18 protein-coding genes are annotated in these 16060 nt (G+C 57.1%); 5 read left to right on the top strand and 13 right to left on the bottom strand.

The genetic code is table 11. The features are described from left to right. The first annotated feature begins 154 nt into the window (after positions 1-154). Positions 155-1108, top strand: a complete 954-nt coding sequence (locus NY023_RS06660; protein WP_013970314.1) for an IS110 family transposase — start codon at positions 155-157, stop codon at positions 1106-1108. 141 nt (positions 1109-1249) lie between these two features. Here NY023_RS06660 and fpr read toward each other — a convergent pair whose 3' ends face one another. Next, on the bottom strand, positions 1250-2029 hold the full coding sequence (gene fpr, locus NY023_RS06655; RefSeq protein WP_004375483.1) for a ferredoxin-NADP reductase: 780 nt from the start codon (positions 2027-2029) through the stop codon (positions 1250-1252). Positions 2030-2150: 121 nt separating this feature from the next. Here fpr and finR point away from each other — a divergent pair, with 121 nt between their 5' ends. After that, positions 2151-3077 (top strand): LysR family transcriptional regulator FinR, encoded by a 927-nt coding sequence (gene finR, locus NY023_RS06650; RefSeq protein ID WP_004375481.1) that lies wholly within the window; start codon positions 2151-2153, stop codon positions 3075-3077. Here finR and NY023_RS06645 read toward each other — a convergent pair. The 3 genes from NY023_RS06645 to NY023_RS06635 all read right to left on the bottom strand — a co-directional run bounded on the left by NY023_RS06645 (position 3074) and on the right by NY023_RS06635 (position 4952). Continuing rightward, positions 3074-3439, bottom strand: coding sequence for a diacylglycerol kinase (locus tag NY023_RS06645; RefSeq protein WP_004375479.1), 366 nt, complete (start codon positions 3437-3439; stop codon positions 3074-3076). The two genes, finR and NY023_RS06645, sit on opposite strands and share 4 nt — an antisense overlap. Before the next feature lie 73 nt (positions 3440-3512). Continuing rightward, positions 3513-4163, bottom strand: a complete 651-nt coding sequence (gene erdR, locus NY023_RS06640) for a response regulator transcription factor ErdR (protein ID WP_013971345.1) — start codon at positions 4161-4163, stop codon at positions 3513-3515. A 78-nt stretch (positions 4164-4241) separates the two neighbouring features. Further along, the gene (locus tag NY023_RS06635; protein ID WP_013971344.1) at positions 4242-4952 is read right to left on the bottom strand and encodes a tRNA-uridine aminocarboxypropyltransferase; all 711 of its coding nucleotides are present in this window, start codon (positions 4950-4952) and stop codon (positions 4242-4244) included. Positions 4953-5173: 221 nt separating this feature from the next. Here NY023_RS06635 and NY023_RS06630 point away from each other — a divergent pair, with 221 nt between their 5' ends. Further along, positions 5174-5593, top strand: coding sequence for a quorum-sensing-regulated virulence factor family protein (locus NY023_RS06630; protein ID WP_013971343.1), 420 nt, complete (start codon positions 5174-5176; stop codon positions 5591-5593). Between the two features lie 13 nt (positions 5594-5606). Here the strand turns inward: NY023_RS06630 and NY023_RS06625 are convergent, their stop codons facing one another. Beyond that, the gene (locus tag NY023_RS06625) at positions 5607-5816 is read right to left on the bottom strand and encodes a hypothetical protein (protein WP_013971342.1); all 210 of its coding nucleotides are present in this window, start codon (positions 5814-5816) and stop codon (positions 5607-5609) included. A 162-nt stretch (positions 5817-5978) separates the two neighbouring features. Between NY023_RS06625 and NY023_RS06620 the strand changes: the two genes are divergently transcribed. Then, on the top strand, positions 5979-7097 hold the full coding sequence (locus NY023_RS06620; RefSeq protein WP_013971341.1) for an LOG family protein: 1119 nt from the start codon (positions 5979-5981) through the stop codon (positions 7095-7097). A 49-nt stretch (positions 7098-7146) separates the two neighbouring features. Here NY023_RS06620 and recX read toward each other — a convergent pair whose 3' ends face one another. From recX to NY023_RS06585, 7 genes are all read right to left on the bottom strand, one after another. Further along, on the bottom strand, positions 7147-7617 hold the full coding sequence (gene recX / locus NY023_RS06615) for a recombination regulator RecX (RefSeq protein WP_015269215.1): 471 nt from the start codon (positions 7615-7617) through the stop codon (positions 7147-7149). A gap of 21 nt (positions 7618-7638) precedes the next feature. Beyond that, entirely contained in the window at positions 7639-8706 is a 1068-nt protein-coding gene (gene recA, locus NY023_RS06610) for a recombinase RecA (RefSeq protein ID WP_013971339.1), read from the bottom strand. 103 nt (positions 8707-8809) lie between these two features. Then, complete coding sequence (locus NY023_RS06605; RefSeq protein ID WP_013971338.1) at positions 8810-9292, bottom strand: CinA family protein; 483 nt, start codon at positions 9290-9292, stop codon at positions 8810-8812. A gap of 442 nt (positions 9293-9734) precedes the next feature. Next, a complete protein-coding gene (locus tag NY023_RS06600; RefSeq protein WP_038409016.1) occupies positions 9735-10028 on the bottom strand; it encodes a hypothetical protein in 294 nt (97 codons plus the stop codon). Then, positions 10025-10318: a hypothetical protein gene (locus tag NY023_RS06595; RefSeq protein WP_038409014.1), complete on the bottom strand. Its 294-nt coding sequence runs from the start codon at positions 10316-10318 to the stop codon at positions 10025-10027. Before NY023_RS06595 ends, NY023_RS06600 begins: the two co-directional genes overlap by 4 nt. A 73-nt stretch (positions 10319-10391) precedes the next feature. Beyond that, the gene (locus NY023_RS06590; protein ID WP_038410367.1) at positions 10392-10616 is read right to left on the bottom strand and encodes a hypothetical protein; all 225 of its coding nucleotides are present in this window, start codon (positions 10614-10616) and stop codon (positions 10392-10394) included. Between the two features lie 196 nt (positions 10617-10812). Beyond that, the gene (locus tag NY023_RS06585) at positions 10813-12564 is read right to left on the bottom strand and encodes a type I secretion system permease/ATPase (RefSeq protein WP_038409012.1); all 1752 of its coding nucleotides are present in this window, start codon (positions 12562-12564) and stop codon (positions 10813-10815) included. Between the two features lie 620 nt (positions 12565-13184). Between NY023_RS06585 and NY023_RS06580 the strand changes: the two genes are divergently transcribed. Next, a complete protein-coding gene (locus NY023_RS06580; protein ID WP_013971333.1) occupies positions 13185-15425 on the top strand; it encodes a calcium-binding protein in 2241 nt (746 codons plus the stop codon). A gap of 96 nt (positions 15426-15521) precedes the next feature. On the opposite strand, the gene NY023_RS06575 is transcribed toward NY023_RS06580, so the two are convergent. Beyond that, positions 15522-15968, bottom strand: coding sequence for a hypothetical protein (locus NY023_RS06575; RefSeq protein WP_013971332.1), 447 nt, complete (start codon positions 15966-15968; stop codon positions 15522-15524). Positions 15969-16060: the final 92 nt, after the last annotated feature.

The raw sequence follows: 16060 nt of genomic DNA, 5'->3' as shown, positions 1-16060 counted from the left end.
GTTCACAGCAGTACAGACCGTGGGAGACATCGCCCCACCCCTTCCACCAAAGCGCCGATAAAGAATGCATCGTTTGCAAGCGACGATAGAAACAAGCCAGCGCCTCTTGGTGAAACCCCTTCAAGCCGAAAAACCATAACGTGAGGAGCGGCCCATGGCAATGCAGGTAGGTAAGTTGATCGTGGGTGCGGATGTCGCGAAAGCTGAGCTGGTTATCCACCACGATGATCGCGACGAGATCATCAGGCTCAAAAACTCCAAACTCGAGATCAGAAGGTGGCTCAAGCAACAACCCCTCAACACCGCTATCGCTGTTGAGGCGACCAACGTCTATCACTTGGACCTGGTTGAATTGGCCCACAGCCTAGGCTTCGAGGTCTATGTCATCGATGGTTTTCAATTGAGCAACTACCGGAAGAGTGTTGGGGGACGGGTTAAAACCGACCCCTCCGATGCTCGGTTGCTGTCCCGTTTTTTAAAAAATGAAGGCGAGGACCTTCGCCCTTGGAGCCCGCCTCCCGCTGTCTACGGCAAGCTTCAGAGCCTCTTGCGACGCAGAGCCGCCTTGGTGACTGCTCGTACTGCAATGACTCAGAGCTGGGCTAACGAAAGCCTTTTGAAAGCCGCCTTCGAAACTTTTGTGAAGTCGATAGATCGGCTGGATCAGTTGATTCAAAAGAAGATTAAAGAAGTACTGCGAGACGCTGGGCTGCAGGAACAAGTCGCTCGCTGCCAGGCAGTAGAGGGCATTGGTTTTCTCACCGCCGCAGCATTGGTGATGGCTTTTACAAGGGGCGAGTTCAAAAGCAGTGACTCGTACATTGCATTCCTAGGAATGGATTTACGAGTCAGTGATTCCGGACAGAAGAATGGGCGACGTCGCCTCACCAAGCGAGGTTGTTCAGAAATTCGTCGCTTATTGCACAACGCTGCGATGGCGGCCAGCAGATCGGCAGCCTGGAAAGGGCTTTACGAACAGCATCGGAGCAGTGGTAAAGCAACAACCCAAGCGTTGGTAATCCTGGCAAGAAAGCTCGCGCGGGTGGCATTCGCCCTGATGAAAAATCAGGACGAATACGTCACTAAAGGCGCGAAACTGGCTTGCTGAAAACCATAGAATCTCCCACAGGGGTACCACTGCCCTGTGGGAGCGGGTTTACCCGCGAAGAGGCCAGTGCTGGCGATATATGAATCACAGGCACAAGAAAGGCGACCCCAGGGTCGCCTTTCTTGTGCATCAGCCTGCGCCTTACTTCTCGACGAAGGCTCGCTCGATCAGGTAGTCACCCGGCTCGCGCATGCGCGGGGAAATCTTCAGACCGAAGCTGTCCAGCACTTCGCTGGTTTCGTCGAGCATGCTCGGGCTGCCGCAGATCATCGCGCGGTCGTCCTGCGGGTTGATCGGTGGCAGGCCGATGTCGCTGAACAGCTTGCCGCTGCGCATCAGGTCGGTCAGGCGGCCCTGGTTCTCGAACGGTTCACGAGTCACGGTCGGGTAGTAGATCAGCTTGTCGCGAACCGACTCACCGAAGAACTCGTTCTGCGGCAGGTGCTCGGTGATGAACTCGCGGTAGGCCACTTCGTTCACGTAGCGCACGCCGTGCACCAGGATCACTTTCTCGAAGCGCTCGTAGGTTTCCGGGTCCTGGATGACACTCATGAACGGTGCCAGGCCAGTGCCGGTGCTCAGCAGGTACAAGTGCTTGCCCGGGTTCAGGTCGTCGAGTACCAGGGTACCGGTAGGCTTCTTGCTGATGATGATCTCGTCGCCTTCCTTCAGGTGCTGCAGCTGCGAGGTCAGCGGACCGTCCGGCACCTTGATGCTGAAGAACTCCAGGTGCTCTTCCCAGTTCGGCGAGGCGATGGAATAGGCGCGCATGAGCGGACGGCCGCTTTCTTGTTGCAGGCCGATCATCACGAACTGACCGTTCTCGAAGCGCAGGCCCGGGTCGCGGGTGCACTTGAAGCTGAACAGGGTGTCGTTCCAGTGGTGCACACTGAGGACACGTTCGTGGTTCATGTTGCTCATTTAATGGGGCTCCTGAAGAAAGACGCGGCGCGCGCAAGACGCGCAGTTGCGCGATAGTTTAGGGGCAGCGACAATATCTGTTAACTGGATTATCAAGATATGTGTTATCGGTTATATCGATATGCGATTTACACTTCGTCAACTGCAAGTCTTCGTTGCCGTGGCCCAGCACCAGAGCGTTTCCCGCGCCGCCAGTGTGTTGGCCTTGTCGCAGTCGGCCGCCAGCACCTCGATCACCGAGCTTGAGCGACAGTCCAGCTGCCAGCTGTTCGACCGGGCCGGCAAGCGCCTGAGCCTCAACGCCCTGGGCCAGCAACTGTTGCCGCAGGCAGTGGCCCTGCTCGACCAGGCCAAGGAAATCGAAGACCTGCTCAACGGCAAGTCCGGTTTCGGCTCGCTGGCAGTCGGCGCCACGCTGACCATCGGCAACTACCTGGCCACCCTGCTGATCGGTAGCTTCATGCAGGTGCACCCGGAAAGCCAGGTGAAGCTGCATGTGCAGAACACCGCGCATATCGTGCAACAGGTGGCGCATTACGAAATTGATCTGGGTCTGATCGAAGGCGATTGCAACCACCCGGACCTGGAAGTGCAGCCCTGGGTCGAGGACGAACTTGTGGTGTTCTGCGCGCCACAGCATCCGCTGGCCAAACTGGGACGCGCCGATGTACAGACCTTGTCCCAGGAGGCGTGGATCCTGCGCGAACAGGGCTCAGGCACGCGCCTGACTTTCGACCAGGCCATGCGCCACCACCGCACCAACCTCAACATCCGCCTGGAGCTGGAACACACCGAAGCCATCAAGCGCGCGGTGGAATCGGGCCTGGGCATCGGCTGCATCTCGCGCCTTGCCCTGCGTGACGCCTTCCGCCGCGGCAGCCTGGTAGCGGTGGAAACCCCGGAGCTGGACCTGATGCGCCAGTTCTACTTCATCTGGCACAAACAGAAGTACCAGACCTCGGCCATGCGCGAATTTCTCGAACTGTGCCGCAACTTCACCGCGGGTTTCACACGCAGTGACGAGATCGTGTTGCCACCGATCGCTTAAAGCAGGATCACACCCCACACCAGCGCCACCATGGTCAATGCCACCAGTTGCGCGGCGCTGCCCATGTCCTTGGCGTTTTTCGACAGCGGGTGGCGCTCCAGCGAAATACGATCGATGGCTGCCTCCACCGCCGAGTTGAACAATTCGACGATCAAGCCCAACAGGCACACGGCGATCATGATTGCACGCTCTGCACGGCTGACCGGCAGCCAGAAGGCAATCGGGACCAGCAGCACGTTGAGCAGCACCAGTTGGCGGAACGCGGCCTCACCCTTGAAGGCAGCGCGCAGCCCATCCAGCGAATAGCCGGCGGCGTTGAAGATACGTTTGAGGCCAGTCTGGCCCTTGAATGGCGATGTCATGTGAGTCACTTCACAGCGGAAAGGCCAGCAGACTAGACCGGCACGGGTAAAAAAAGCGTGAAGCCACGCCCACTCAGCTGCTGGCAACCGATTCAAGTTGTTGCAGCAACAACGCCGCCTGGGTGCGGGTACGCACACCCAGCTTGCGGAAGATCGCCGTCACGTGAGCCTTGATGGTTGCTTCCGACACGTTCAGCTCATAGGCGATCTGTTTGTTCAGCAGCCCTTCGCAGACCATGGTCAGCACCCGGAACTGCTGCGGCGTGAGGCTGGCAAGGCCTTCGCTGGCGGCCTTGGCTTCGGCCGAGACATCGACCCTTTCGAACGCCTGCGGCGGCCACCAGACCTCACCATCGAGCACCTTGCGCACTGCATCCTGGATCACTTCCAGGGTGCTGGACTTGGGAATGAAGCCACTGGCGCCAAATTCGCGGGACTTGACCACCACTGCAGCCTCTTCCTGCGCCGATACCATCACAACGGGGATCTGCGGGTATTGCCCGCGCAGCAGCACCAGCCCGGAAAAACCATAGGCACCCGGCATGTTCAAGTCCAGCAACACCAGGTCCCAGTTGTCTTTTTCGCTCAGACGGGTTTCCAGTTCGGCAATGCTGGCAACTTCTACCAGGCGTACATCCGGGCCCAGGCCGAGGGTAACGGCCTGGCGCAAGGCGCCACGAAACAGCGGGTGGTCATCGGCAATCAGGATTTCGTAAGTGGCCATCGATCTGGGGATCCTGTTCTGTGTCGGGCACTCGGGTAAGGGTCATTATGAACCAAAGCAGGGGTTGTGCCCCTTGGACTATAGGAAGGTATGCAAACGCTGGTGGGTGTCGTCCTGCTCGTCCAGCGGCAGACGACGCTTGCCGCTCAGGTAATGCAGGCTGAAGACATCCAGGTAGGCGTCCAGCGCCTGCGAGGCCTGGGTATCGCCGGCAAGGTCCAGGCACATGGCCGCGACTTCCGCGGTACAGAAGTGATCATCGCGCTTGGAGCGGCGCAGGCGGTAGCGGGACATCTGCTCGGCCTGCAGGCTCAACACCGGGAAGCGATCAAGGTACGGGCTTTTGCGGAACATCTTGCGCGCTTCGGTCCAGGTGGCATCCAGCAGGATGAACAGCGGACGCTTGCCGGGCTCACGCACTACCTCGCTGACCACTCGCTCCTGGGCAACGAATTCGCCGGGGAAGACGATGTAGGGCTGCCAACGCGGGTCGTCAAGCAACGCCAGCAAGCGTTCGTCTACCGAAGTGCGCAGCCAGCCGAAAGCCGAGGTGTCCTCGATCAGGTCGGCAATCAGCCAACCGGTATTGGTGGGCTTGAGCGGCTCGGTGTCATGCATCAGCAGGCACACGCCGGACTCGGCCTGCACCCGGGGCTTCCAGGCGCACAGGCAATGAGTGGCAATGACCCGGCAATCGGGGCAGCGTTCGGCACGTGAACCACGGGCGATGAAGGGCTTGTTGCTGCGAGCCAGGCGTTCGGCGCGCAGGCGCGCTACCGCATGGCTCATGCCGGCAGGCCTCTGGACAGGTTGGGAATGGACACAAGGATGACTCGGAGAAAACTAAGGGCGCCAGTCTACCAGAACAGGGGGCAATTGCTGTGCAGGTGGCGACGCGGTCCTTATAATCGCTGCTTTTACCGTACCCCAGCCTCGCGCCTGCGCGATTTTCAGGGAACGCCGTCGACCTGCGCATGTCAAAGCGCCAGTCATCGAACCAGGAGAGATTCATGCTGCGCCGTATCGTCCCCGCCCTGAGCCTGTTGCTCGCCCTGCCCCTGGCAGCCCAGGCGGCTTCCAAGCAGGAATACGACCTGAACAACATGTTGCAGAAGGTTGCCAAAGAGAGCAGTGTCGGCACCCCGCGAGCCATCAACGAGGACATCCTCGATCAGGGTTACACGGTGGAAGGCAAGGCACTGGTCAACCACCTGAGCGTGCGCCAGGACCATGCCGCGCGCATGCAGGCCAACCCCGAACAGGTCCGCAGCCAGCTGGGTGATAGCGTCTGCCGTAACAGCGGTTTCCGTAACCTGATGTCCAAAGGCGCGGTGATGGTCTACCGCTTCACGGTATACAAGACCAACCAACCGATCATGGACCAGGCATTCGACAACGCCAGCTGCGTGGCCGGCAACAAGAAGAAGTAACCAGCTCGGATCGCTACGCCTTCTCGTCTTCACGGGCGCACCAGCGCCCCTCAGCGGCATCGGCGCGCATCTCTGCCAGCAGCGCCTGCAGGTAGCGCGACTGGCATTCCAGCCCCGACAGCCTGCGCCGACACTCGGCCTCCAGGCTCAGGTGATGCACCTGGGCCGCATTCTCCAGCTGCTGGTAAAGCTGCCGGTCAACTTCGATGATCAAGCGATGCATACCGCCACCTCCTGCATCGACACGTTTCGCTTTACCCAGTTAACCAAACCCGCATTCCCCGTGGCTGCATGCCGACGGGCGGCTGTGGCGAACACCCCCGGCAGGATTGAGCGCAAGGGTCTAGATTGAGGTCAGAGGTATAGGTGCAGAAGGAGACGTTGCATGCCTTACCAATCGAGTGAACTGCTGTTCAGCCATTTCCGCGACAACAACATCGACCTGAGCAACATCGACGCACAACTGCAACTGGTGGCACCGAACAGCCCCAACCTGGCGCTGTACCGAGACATGATGCTGACCATCCTGCGCATGGCCCATGACGACACCGACCGCTGGAGCGCCAAGATCACCCTGCAGGCCCTGCGCGAACTGGACCACTCGTTCCGCACCCTGGAACGCTACAAGGACCGCCGCAAGGTGACCGTGTTCGGCTCGGCGCGCACCCCGCTGGAACACCCGATGTACGCCCTGGCCCGCGAACTGGGCGCAACCCTGGCGCGCTCCGACCTGATGGTCATAACCGGTGCCGGCGGCGGCATCATGGCAGCCGCCCACGAAGGCGCCGGCAGCGACCACAGCCTCGGATTCAACATCACCCTACCCTTCGAACAACACGCCAACCCCACGGTAGATGGCACCGACAAGCTGCTGCCGTTCCATTTCTTCTTCATCCGCAAGCTGTTCTTCGTCAAGGAGGCCGATGGCCTGGTGCTGTGCCCGGGTGGTTTCGGCACTTTGGATGAAGCATTGGAGGTGCTGACCCTGATCCAGACCGGCAAGAGCCCGCTGGTACCGGTGGTGCTGCTGGACTCACCAGGTGGCAGCTTCTGGCGCGACTGCCTGGACTTCATCAGCCGCCAACTGGAGGAAAACCGCTACATCTTGCCCAGCGACCTGAAACTGCTGCGCCTGGTGCACAGCGCTGACGAGGCAGTGGAGGAAATCAACCAGTTCTACAGCAACTACCACTCCAGCCGCTGGCTGAAGAGCCAGTTCGTGATCCGCATGCATCACCCGCTCAGCGAAGCGGCGCTGTATGACATCCAGGAAGGTTTTGCCGATTTGCGTTTGAGTGGCACGTACCACCAGCAACCTGACAGCAGCGCCGAGCACGAAGTGGGCAACTTCAACCACCTGACCCGCTTGTCATTTGCCTTCAATGGCCGGGATCAGGGCAGGCTGCGCGAGCTGGTGGATTTCATCAACCTGCCGGAGAACTGGGCCAAGCCGCAGCCCATGCATACGACGCAGCGGGCCAGGGAGGCGTTGAAGGTCAGTTGATCGTGACACAGGTCCGCTCCCGCAAAGGACTGCAAAACGGCCCCAGCCCTCAGTAATCGTCGCGATCACGCCCACTGAGCAGCCGGCCGATCATGTCCATGGGGAAACCCCGGTAAGCCAGAAACCGGGTCTGCTGGGCACGGCCGCGGGGATCTTGCGGGCGCTGCCCGGCAAACTTGCGCTGCCATACGTCACGCATGCGCTCGCCCCAGTCCACCTCGCTCTCGCGTAGCGCCTGCTCGATATCAGCACGCGCCAAACCGCGCTGGCCTAGCTCTTCGCGAATACGCGCAGGGCCATAGCCGGAGCTTGAACGGTACCGGATGAAACTTTCGAGGTAGCGGGCTTCGCTAAGCAACCCTTCTTCGGCGAGCCGATCGAGTTCAGGCCCAATCAACTCGTCCGAAGCGCCGCGCTGACGCAACTTGCGCGTCAGCTCGACGCGACCGTGCTCACGTCGCGCAAGCAGGTCCATGGCTGTCCGCCGGATGGCGACGGGGGTGTCGAGTACGGCGGACATGTTCGGCTATCTACCGCGCAATCAATAGCCGGCGTCAGCGTCGGCCATGTCATCGGCATCGGCTTCGGCAGCAGCAGCCTTGCCAGCAGCCGCAACAGCACCAGCGGTCAGCAGCTTCTCGCGAATCTGCTTCTCAATCTCGGCGCCAATAGCCGGGTTCTCAGCAAGGTACTTCGCGGCGTTTGCTTTGCCTTGACCGATCTTGTTGCCTTGGTAGGCGTACCAGGCACCGGATTTCTCGACCAGGCCTTGGGAAACACCCAGGTCAATGATCTCGCCGTTACGGTAGATACCCTTGCCGTAGAGGATCTGGAACTCAGCCTGACGGAATGGCGGCGAAACCTTGTTCTTGACGATCTTGACGCGGGTTTCGCTACCGACCACCTCGTCGCCTTCCTTGACCGCACCGGTACGGCGAATATCCAGACGCACCGAGGCGTAGAACTTCAGGGCGTTACCACCGGTGGTGGTTTCCGGGCTGCCGAACATCACACCGATCTTCATACGGATCTGGTTGATGAAGATGACCAGGCAGTTGGCGTTCTTGATGTTACCGGTGATCTTGCGCAGCGCCTGGGACATCAGGCGCGCCTGCAGACCCACGTGCATGTCACCCATCTCGCCTTCGATCTCGGCCTTCGGTACCAGGGCGGCCACGGAGTCGACGATGATCACGTCAACGGCGTTGGAACGCACCAGCATGTCGGTGATTTCCAGGGCCTGTTCGCCGGTGTCCGGCTGCGAAACCAGCAGGTCGTCGACGTTGACGCCCAGCTTGCCGGCGTACTCGGGGTCGAGGGCGTGTTCGGCGTCGACGAAGGCACAGGTGGCGCCGTTTTTCTGGGCTTCGGCGATGACCGACAGGGTCAGCGTGGTCTTACCCGACGACTCCGGGCCGTAGATCTCGACGATACGGCCTTTTGGCAGGCCGCCGATGCCCAGGGCGATGTCCAGGCCCAGCGAGCCGGTGGAGATGGCAGGGATAGCCTGGCGCTCGTGGTCGCCCATGCGCATGACGGCGCCCTTGCCGAATTGGCGTTCGATCTGACCCAGGGCCGCAGCCAAGGCGCGCTTCTTGTTGTCGTCCATTGAAATCCTCACGTGTTCGACTTGGCCCTGACGGCCGGAATACCTGTATAAGTAGCCAGTATTATTCCACAGGCAGGCGCCCGCGCAAACCCCTGTCGTCGATTTACTCGGCACCAAGCTGTAACAAGCCGTCTAACGCGGCGATCACCGTCTGTCGACGCACCGCCTCGCGGTCGCCGTCGAACTGGCGCCGCTCGCTGAATACATGGTTGCCATCGGCCCAGGCCAGCCACACGGTGCCCACCGGTTTGGCCGGCGAACCACCGTCCGGCCCGGCCACGCCGCTCACCGCCACGGCAAAGCGCGCGCCGCTGGCGGCCTGGGCGCCGCGGACCATGGCTTCGACCACTTCCTGGCTGACCGCGCCAACCTGGCCGAACAACGCTGCGGGCACTCCCAGCTGACGGGTTTTCTGGATGTTGGAATAGGTCACGTACCCAGCCTCGAACCAGGCCGAGCTGCCGGGCACGCGGGTGATGGCCTCGGCGATGCCGCCACCGGTGCAGGATTCGGCGGTGGTCACCTGCGCGTTGAAGCGGCGCAGGTGTTCACCCAGGCGGGTGGCAAGCGTAGTGATCGGGTCCATGTCGGGCTCCTTGGAGGCAGGCTTCTACCCTAGCATCTTGGTGAGGTGGGATGGGCGCCCGCTTCGGTCTCGCACATCACTTGTTCCAGGCCACTACCGGCCACGGCAGGGGCGCCGGGCGGAATATCGCAGGTACAGCCCGCCGGGTAGCCGTGTTAACCTATGCGGCTTGAAAATCCGGTGGGTCTCGGCGTCGCGCATGCAACACAGAACGCCACAATTTGCCCCACAATATTGAGACCTACTTTCTAAGCCTTTGATGAATAAAGCAATTTCCGATTTTTCCGCACACACCCCAATGATGCAGCAGTAGCGTGAGAATCGATCCTCAGGCCGCGCCGCTAGCGGCCTGCGGAGCGCAACTGTCTAATACGGTTCGGCCAGTTTCACCGGCTTTCGCCCAGCAAAAGCGAGATACATAAGCTCAGTTTTAGACAACGTTCTAACCCCTTCCCGGCGTTCTGCCGACGGCGATCCTTCCTGGCTCGCGCTCAACCCTGCCCTCATACTCGAAAAGGCCCAAGTGCCAAGCTTCTTCGTGCTCGAGCAGCGCCCACGCCCGTGCCGATTCCGCCAGCTCCAGCATATCGACCAGGCTATCGTCGCCAACCTCTCGACGACGATGGGCGGCATAGGCCATCTCATCGAGCACGGCGGCACGCCCATCGGGATCTGTAACCAAGGCGAATCGGTCGTTCAATTCATCCATCCACGCTTGCGGTATCCCGGCCATCATTCTGCCCTGCACCACCAGGACTGCGCGTAGAGCACGCCGTCGACCTCTTCAATTCCGTTGATGTTGATGCCGAGCTGGGCCATGCCGTTGACCTTCGCGTCATGCAGCCGGGGGATGATGTCGGGCCCAGGCGTAGGGTTAAACACCCAGGCCTGAGTCGACACACGCCCCAGAGGCTCGCTGTGGTGATCACCGATGTGGACGTCCGCGCGGAGTGGCTGGACTTTCCGTAGACGGTCGGAGGGTAAGGCCACGCCATGCTCGCGGCGTCGAACGAGAAGGAAGTACATGTGGCACCAATACTGTATATATAGACAGTATCGTATAACCCTTCGGTATTGCAGGCAACGACCGACTGGCGGCCTAATGTAGCGGGGGCAACTCCTTGCCCCGGGCCTTGGCCACGACACGAAGCTGATAATCGGAGACTGCCTGGAACAGCGACTCGGCCACCAGGCGCAGGCGCTCTACCTCTTCTGCCGGCGCGCCGCGATCCTGCGCTTGATGGTACTCGCGCATGGCGTCGATAGCCTGCTGAATCAGCGGCTCGCCGGCTTCGACCATTCCGATAAAAGTGCGCTTGTCCAATTCCATGACCTGATCATTTAGTCGGCAGAGTATAGGACGGGTTGCGAGTGGGTAGAACAGGAACCACCGGTGACTCTAGTGCCGCATGCTGGTACCATCTGGCCACGCTAACTTGCCATTCATAGGGACCAAGCTAGCTAGAAGCCCTGGACACCAGCATCCAGGGCTTCGTTTTTCTTGCCTTGCCCCAATGCCTCTAGGCTTTTGCAGAGGCTGCGTCTGGAGTGATGGGCACAACTGTGGCAGGCGCTTGGGCGGAACGCTTCTGTGCCGCGATCTGCTGCTGAGCCAGATGGGCAAGTACTTTGTCACGTTCTCCATAAATGGAAACAGTGCCGCCGGCCATCACAATGATTCGATCAAGGTTGCTCAGGATATTTGGGCGATGAGAAACAATGAAGACCGTTGAACCGGCTTCCTTCATTTTCTGCAAGGCTACGCCAAGCGCTCGCTCCCCCACTTCGTCGAGGTTGGAGTTAGGTTCGTCTAGCACTATAAGACGCGGAGTTCCATAGACTGCGCGGGCAAGCCCGATGCGCTGGCGTTGACCGCCTGAGAGGTTAACCCCATCGCTGCCGATTACGGTGTCATATCCATCGGGAAGCATCAGGATCATCTCATGCACGCCAGCGAGCTGCGCCGCCTGCATGACCTTTTCCGGGTCAGCCACCTCAAACCGAGCAATGTTGTCGCTGATCGATCCCTCGAATAGCTCGATATCTTGCGGCAAATAGCCGACATAAGGTCCAAGCTCTTGCTTGTCCCAGGTGCTGATGTCTGCCCCGTCGAGGCGTACCACGCCGTGCTGGCGTGGCCATATTCCCATCAGAGCGCGCGCCAGCGTCGATTTTCCTGCTGCGCTTGGGCCAACGATGCCAACGATTGAGCCGGCAGGCACAGTGAAATTGACATTTCGGAGAACTGGGGCCTTGGCTCCAGGGGGAGCAACCATCAAATTCTCGACCTGGATGTGCCCTTTCGGCGGGGGCAGCATCATACGCTCAGGTTCGGCACTGAGCTCTTCAAGGGCCTTGTTCAGGCGGTCATATTGGACCTTGGCAACGACAATAGTTTTCCAGTTGTTAATTATCTGGTCGATTGGCGAAAGAGCCTTTCCTAACAGCAGCGACCCGGCCATAAGATAACTAGCGTCCAACTGCCGGGTAATTACCAAGTAAGCGCCCATGGCGAGCATAATAGACTGAGACCAGATTCGATAGGTTTTTGCAATTGTGCTAACCACACCACCTTTGTCACTGGCGTGTGACTGCAATGCCAGCATCTTTCGTTTGCTCTTCACCCACCGACTCATCAGGGTTTCAAGCATCCCCATTGACTCGATCACTTCGGCATTACGCAGCACCTTAACCGTTGCGAGGTTAGAGGTTACGTTCTCCTTATTGGCTTCGGCCAGATGGTTACTTGTATGACGATGGTTCAGGTAGGCCAAAATCGATAGCATTGTGCCTGACGCTAGGGTCAGCCAGCCAAACCAAGGATGGAAAAGGAACATAACAGCGGTATAGATTGGAAACCAGGGTGCATCAAAGAAAGTGAAGATGCTCGTCCCGCCAAACAACTGCCTAAGAGCACCTAAGTCATTTAATGACTGGGCTGTAGAGTTTGCACCCCCACTAGTTAATGCATGCTTGAAGCTGGCCCGATATGAGTCTCTACTGAGCAGAGCATCCATTCGATTGCCAATCCTCACCAGGATCAACGATCGCACCAGTTCCAGCGAGCTCATTGTAAATAAGAGCACGGTGAGAATTAGCGTGAGCATCACTAGTGTTGAAGCGCTACTCGAAGTTACTACACGGCCGGTTATTTGGATCATGTAGAAAATCGGCGTTAGCGCGAGGACATTCACGAACGCGCTAAATAGTCCAATTGAAATGAAGCTGCTTTTGCAGACCTCGAGGACTGCGCGCAATTTATTTTCCTGCATAGGTTCCGTGGCATCCATACTTACGTGAAGACAAAATGGACCGCAGTCTAACACGCCTTTTTGCCCAGGGATGCAGGCTAGGTCTACCAGCCATCAGGGCTGCGCCTACTGCACCCTTTAATTTCCTAGATTCCATTGATGCTCATACCGAGCTGGACTATGCGATTAGCCTCACCATCACGCAGCGCTGAGCTGACCATCGGGCTTGGCGTCGCACCTCTTGGCCTGCATGGCCACGCACCTGAGTGGCTCACTGTGACGGTTGCCGAACTGGAAGTCTACGCTCTGTGACTTCACCGTCCTACGCGGAGCGGATGGAGTCGCCATAATGTGTCGGAGAACGTACAGGGCGCACCAACCACTGCACACCATCTAGAAAGCCAGGCAAAGGCTTCGCAAGCGCGGGCATGAGGCAGAGTAGCAAGGCAGAGTAGCAAGCGCTGACTCAGGCGCGCTATGATTATGCCATCACTCGACACACTCAAAATAGAAATGCTTCTTTTGGGTACAGGGTTTGGACGGATGCTTAGCTATTCGTACAAAAGTTTTTTCACGCTTTCAAGCGCACCATCACGACATTCCAGAGCAGTAAAACTCACCAACGCCATGGATGAAAATAAATGAGTTCTGTAGTCGACACCACCGCACCAAAACTTTCATCGCTAGAAATCCCCACCGTGATAGACCTTTACTCAGGCATGGCTAAATTAACGATAGCCGGGATGATTTCTGACGATAACTCCGGCGTCAAGAACGTTCAGATTCGTTTTGATAGAACGCTAACATACTCATACTCGCTGAACGCAAAGCCTACTGAACAGTACAACTTTCTTCTAAACTCAGGAATCAACGACTCTTGGTCAGATGGATACTCATCTGCGACATGGGGCATCGCTGACACTAACCCATCCGGTAGGTACAACGTTACTGAGGTCTTGGTCTCGGACTTTCAGGGCAACACTAGCACTTACTCAGCTAGCGAGCTCTCCAAGATGGGAATAAACACCAGCATCAATTTTATCAACTCAACCGAGGACACGACCGCGCCACAACTAGAATCGCTCACAATTCCCACTGAGATTGACCTTTCCTCAGGAACTGGCGAGTTAACGATATCCGGAACTGCTTCGGACAACCACTCCGGAATTAAGCATGTTCAAATTATATTTGACAAGGATCTTGTATACTCTTATTCACTGAATGGGAACCCCACTGAAAAATACAATTTCCTTCTCAACTCTGGGATTAGCGATTCATGGGCGGATGGTTCATCATCTCAAACATGGGCTGTTGCTGGCACTAACCCATCTGGACCATACAATATTACTGAAGTCATAATTAAAGACTTTCAAGGCAATACTAAATCATACTCTGCTAGCGAACTAGCTAAAATCGGCGTGAACACGAGCATCAACTTCATAAACTCAGTTGCAGACAGCACATCACCGCAACTGAAGTCACTAACAATCCCAACTGTAGTCGACCTTTCGTCAGGAATGGGTACACTCACTATAGCGGGAACCGCCTCAGATGACAGATCTGGCATCAAGCACATACAGGTTATATTTGATAAAACCATTTCGTATTCATATTCGCTTGATGGGACTCTAACCGAGAAATACAATTTTCTTCTGAACTCAGGAGTAGGTGATTCTTGGGCTGATGGCTCATCAGTTCAGACGTGGGGCATTGCTGGCAGCAACCCATCTGGAGTATACAAGATCACCAGCATTGTAATTCAAGATTTCCAGGGCAACGCCCGGTCCTATTCTCCGAGTGAATTAGCTGACCTTGGCATAAACACCACCGTTCTGATGGTGTCTAGCAAGTCTGTTCTGACATCTGGGGACGATTCGTTTGTAGGAGGCCGCTTCGCTGACTGGGTAGTCGGCGGCAACGGCAGAGACATCATCAAAGGAATGGCAGGCGACGACTTGTTAGATGGAGGCAACGGAGATGATGTGCTAGACGGCGGGTCTGGTTCAGATACCATGATTGGCGGGATGGGAAATGATACTTACTATGTCGACTGGTTCAGCGATAAAGTTATCGAAACTTCTGCAACCGGCGGCGTTGACACGGTAATTTCTAGCATCAGCCGAACCCTGGGTGACTTCCAGGAAAATCTCATCCTTACAGGGACTGCGTCGACCTATGGCAATGGCAACAATCTAGATAACATCTTGACAGGTAACGACGGAAACAACGTGCTCAACGGTGGTGCTGGCTCGGATACCATGATTGGAGGGCTAGGGAATGACACCTACTACGTTGACTGGTTTAGTGACAAGGTTATTGAAACCTCTGCCAACGGCGGCATTGACACCATCATCTCCAGCATCAACCGCACCCTGGGCGATTATCAGGAAAATCTTGTCTTAACAGGCACTGATTCTATATATGGAAATGGCAATAGCCTTGCCAATGTGCTGACTGGCAATAGTGGGAATAATGTTCTCAACGGCGGCTCTGGTAACGACACCATATCAGGGGGCGGGGGAAATGACCGCTTGATCGGCGGACTGGGCAAAGATGTACTTACAGGCGGATCCGGAAAGGATGTTTTCGTCTACAACACCCCCGCAGATTCTGGTTTGACAATCTCGGCCAGGGACACCATCAGCGACTTCCAGCGCGGGACTGACAAAATTGACCTGTCGAAACTAGACGCTAACACCGCCACGATTGCTAATGATGCGTTTCACACCGTCTTCAATGGTCCAGTTAATTTCACAGCAGCTGGGCAACTAAAGTTCGAGGGCGGGATTCTTTACGGAAATACGAATTCGGACAGCAACCCAGAGTTCTCGATTCAAATTACCGGAATAACAAGTATGGCGCTATCTGATTTTGTTCTTTAATGATCATCACATAATCGCAGAAATTGCATAGGGCAGTATCGGTCAGTGGAAGGCTTCTCAACCCCTCTGACCGATTACCCTATGTAACTTTGGACATCACAAGGATTGCGGTGCTTGCATTACCTTGTTCACCACAGCAATGAGCAGAGCACTAGACTGGGCTGCATTATCGCTGGTTAGCAGTATTTCATTCTCCGTGGAGATTATGTCCCCCTCAGGACTTGTCAGGAAGCGACCGACTTCGACTGGAGAAGCATCCTTAACAGAGGAAACGGAAATGACGGCTTCAACAAGACCTAGGCCTTCAGAGGATACAGCGGCGAAATCGATTTGAAACCGCTTGCCAAGGACATTCCCTGACACCCGATCTCCCAATGTGCCCAGAGACAGGTCAGCCTTGCCCTCGAGAGCGTTGTCAGCGAACGCTGGCCAGCGATCAAAGATAGCCCAAAGCTTTCTCAAAGCTGCCTCGGAGCTTTCAGCATGACGCTTGAATTTCTCCGAGAAGGATTCCAGGTCATCCTCAAAATCGCAATTGTTCACTGATCTGCTCCATAAGGTTTCTTTGGCAGACCCTATCTACATGAAATGAGCTCGGCTTTCCAGTTATCCGCTCGGAAAACTTGTTGATTGCC

Source organism: Pseudomonas sp. NBB, from assembly GCF_032701105.1.
In the GTDB taxonomy this organism is placed as follows: Bacteria; Pseudomonadota; Gammaproteobacteria; order Pseudomonadales; family Pseudomonadaceae; genus Aquipseudomonas; species Aquipseudomonas asiatica.
The sequence above is the reverse complement of the archived record's forward strand: the minus strand, read 5'-3'. Positions and strand labels throughout refer to the sequence as shown.

Bases quoted from the DNA above. Each gene is read 5' to 3' on its own strand.
- NY023_RS06660 (WP_013970314.1), top strand. From the start codon at position 155: ATGGCAATGCAGGTAGGTAAGTTGATCGTGGGTGCGGATGTCGCGAAA.
- fpr (WP_004375483.1), bottom strand. From the start codon at position 2,029: ATGAGCAACATGAACCACGAACGTGTCCTCAGTGTGCACCACTGGAAC.
- finR (WP_004375481.1), top strand. From the start codon at position 2,151: ATGCGATTTACACTTCGTCAACTGCAAGTCTTCGTTGCCGTGGCCCAG.
- NY023_RS06645 (WP_004375479.1), bottom strand. From the start codon at position 3,439: ATGACATCGCCATTCAAGGGCCAGACTGGCCTCAAACGTATCTTCAAC.
- erdR (WP_013971345.1), bottom strand. From the start codon at position 4,163: ATGGCCACTTACGAAATCCTGATTGCCGATGACCACCCGCTGTTTCGT.
- NY023_RS06635 (WP_013971344.1), bottom strand. From the start codon at position 4,952: ATGAGCCATGCGGTAGCGCGCCTGCGCGCCGAACGCCTGGCTCGCAGC.
- NY023_RS06630 (WP_013971343.1), top strand. From the start codon at position 5,174: ATGCTGCGCCGTATCGTCCCCGCCCTGAGCCTGTTGCTCGCCCTGCCC.
- NY023_RS06625 (WP_013971342.1), bottom strand. From the start codon at position 5,816: ATGCATCGCTTGATCATCGAAGTTGACCGGCAGCTTTACCAGCAGCTG.
- NY023_RS06620 (WP_013971341.1), top strand. From the start codon at position 5,979: ATGCCTTACCAATCGAGTGAACTGCTGTTCAGCCATTTCCGCGACAAC.
- recX (WP_015269215.1), bottom strand. From the start codon at position 7,617: ATGTCCGCCGTACTCGACACCCCCGTCGCCATCCGGCGGACAGCCATG.
- recA (WP_013971339.1), bottom strand. From the start codon at position 8,706: ATGGACGACAACAAGAAGCGCGCCTTGGCTGCGGCCCTGGGTCAGATC.
- NY023_RS06605 (WP_013971338.1), bottom strand. From the start codon at position 9,292: ATGGACCCGATCACTACGCTTGCCACCCGCCTGGGTGAACACCTGCGC.
- NY023_RS06600 (WP_038409016.1), bottom strand. From the start codon at position 10,028: ATGATGGCCGGGATACCGCAAGCGTGGATGGATGAATTGAACGACCGA.
- NY023_RS06595 (WP_038409014.1), bottom strand. From the start codon at position 10,318: ATGTACTTCCTTCTCGTTCGACGCCGCGAGCATGGCGTGGCCTTACCC.
- NY023_RS06585 (WP_038409012.1), bottom strand. From the start codon at position 12,564: ATGCAGGAAAATAAATTGCGCGCAGTCCTCGAGGTCTGCAAAAGCAGC.
- NY023_RS06580 (WP_013971333.1), top strand. From the start codon at position 13,185: ATGAGTTCTGTAGTCGACACCACCGCACCAAAACTTTCATCGCTAGAA.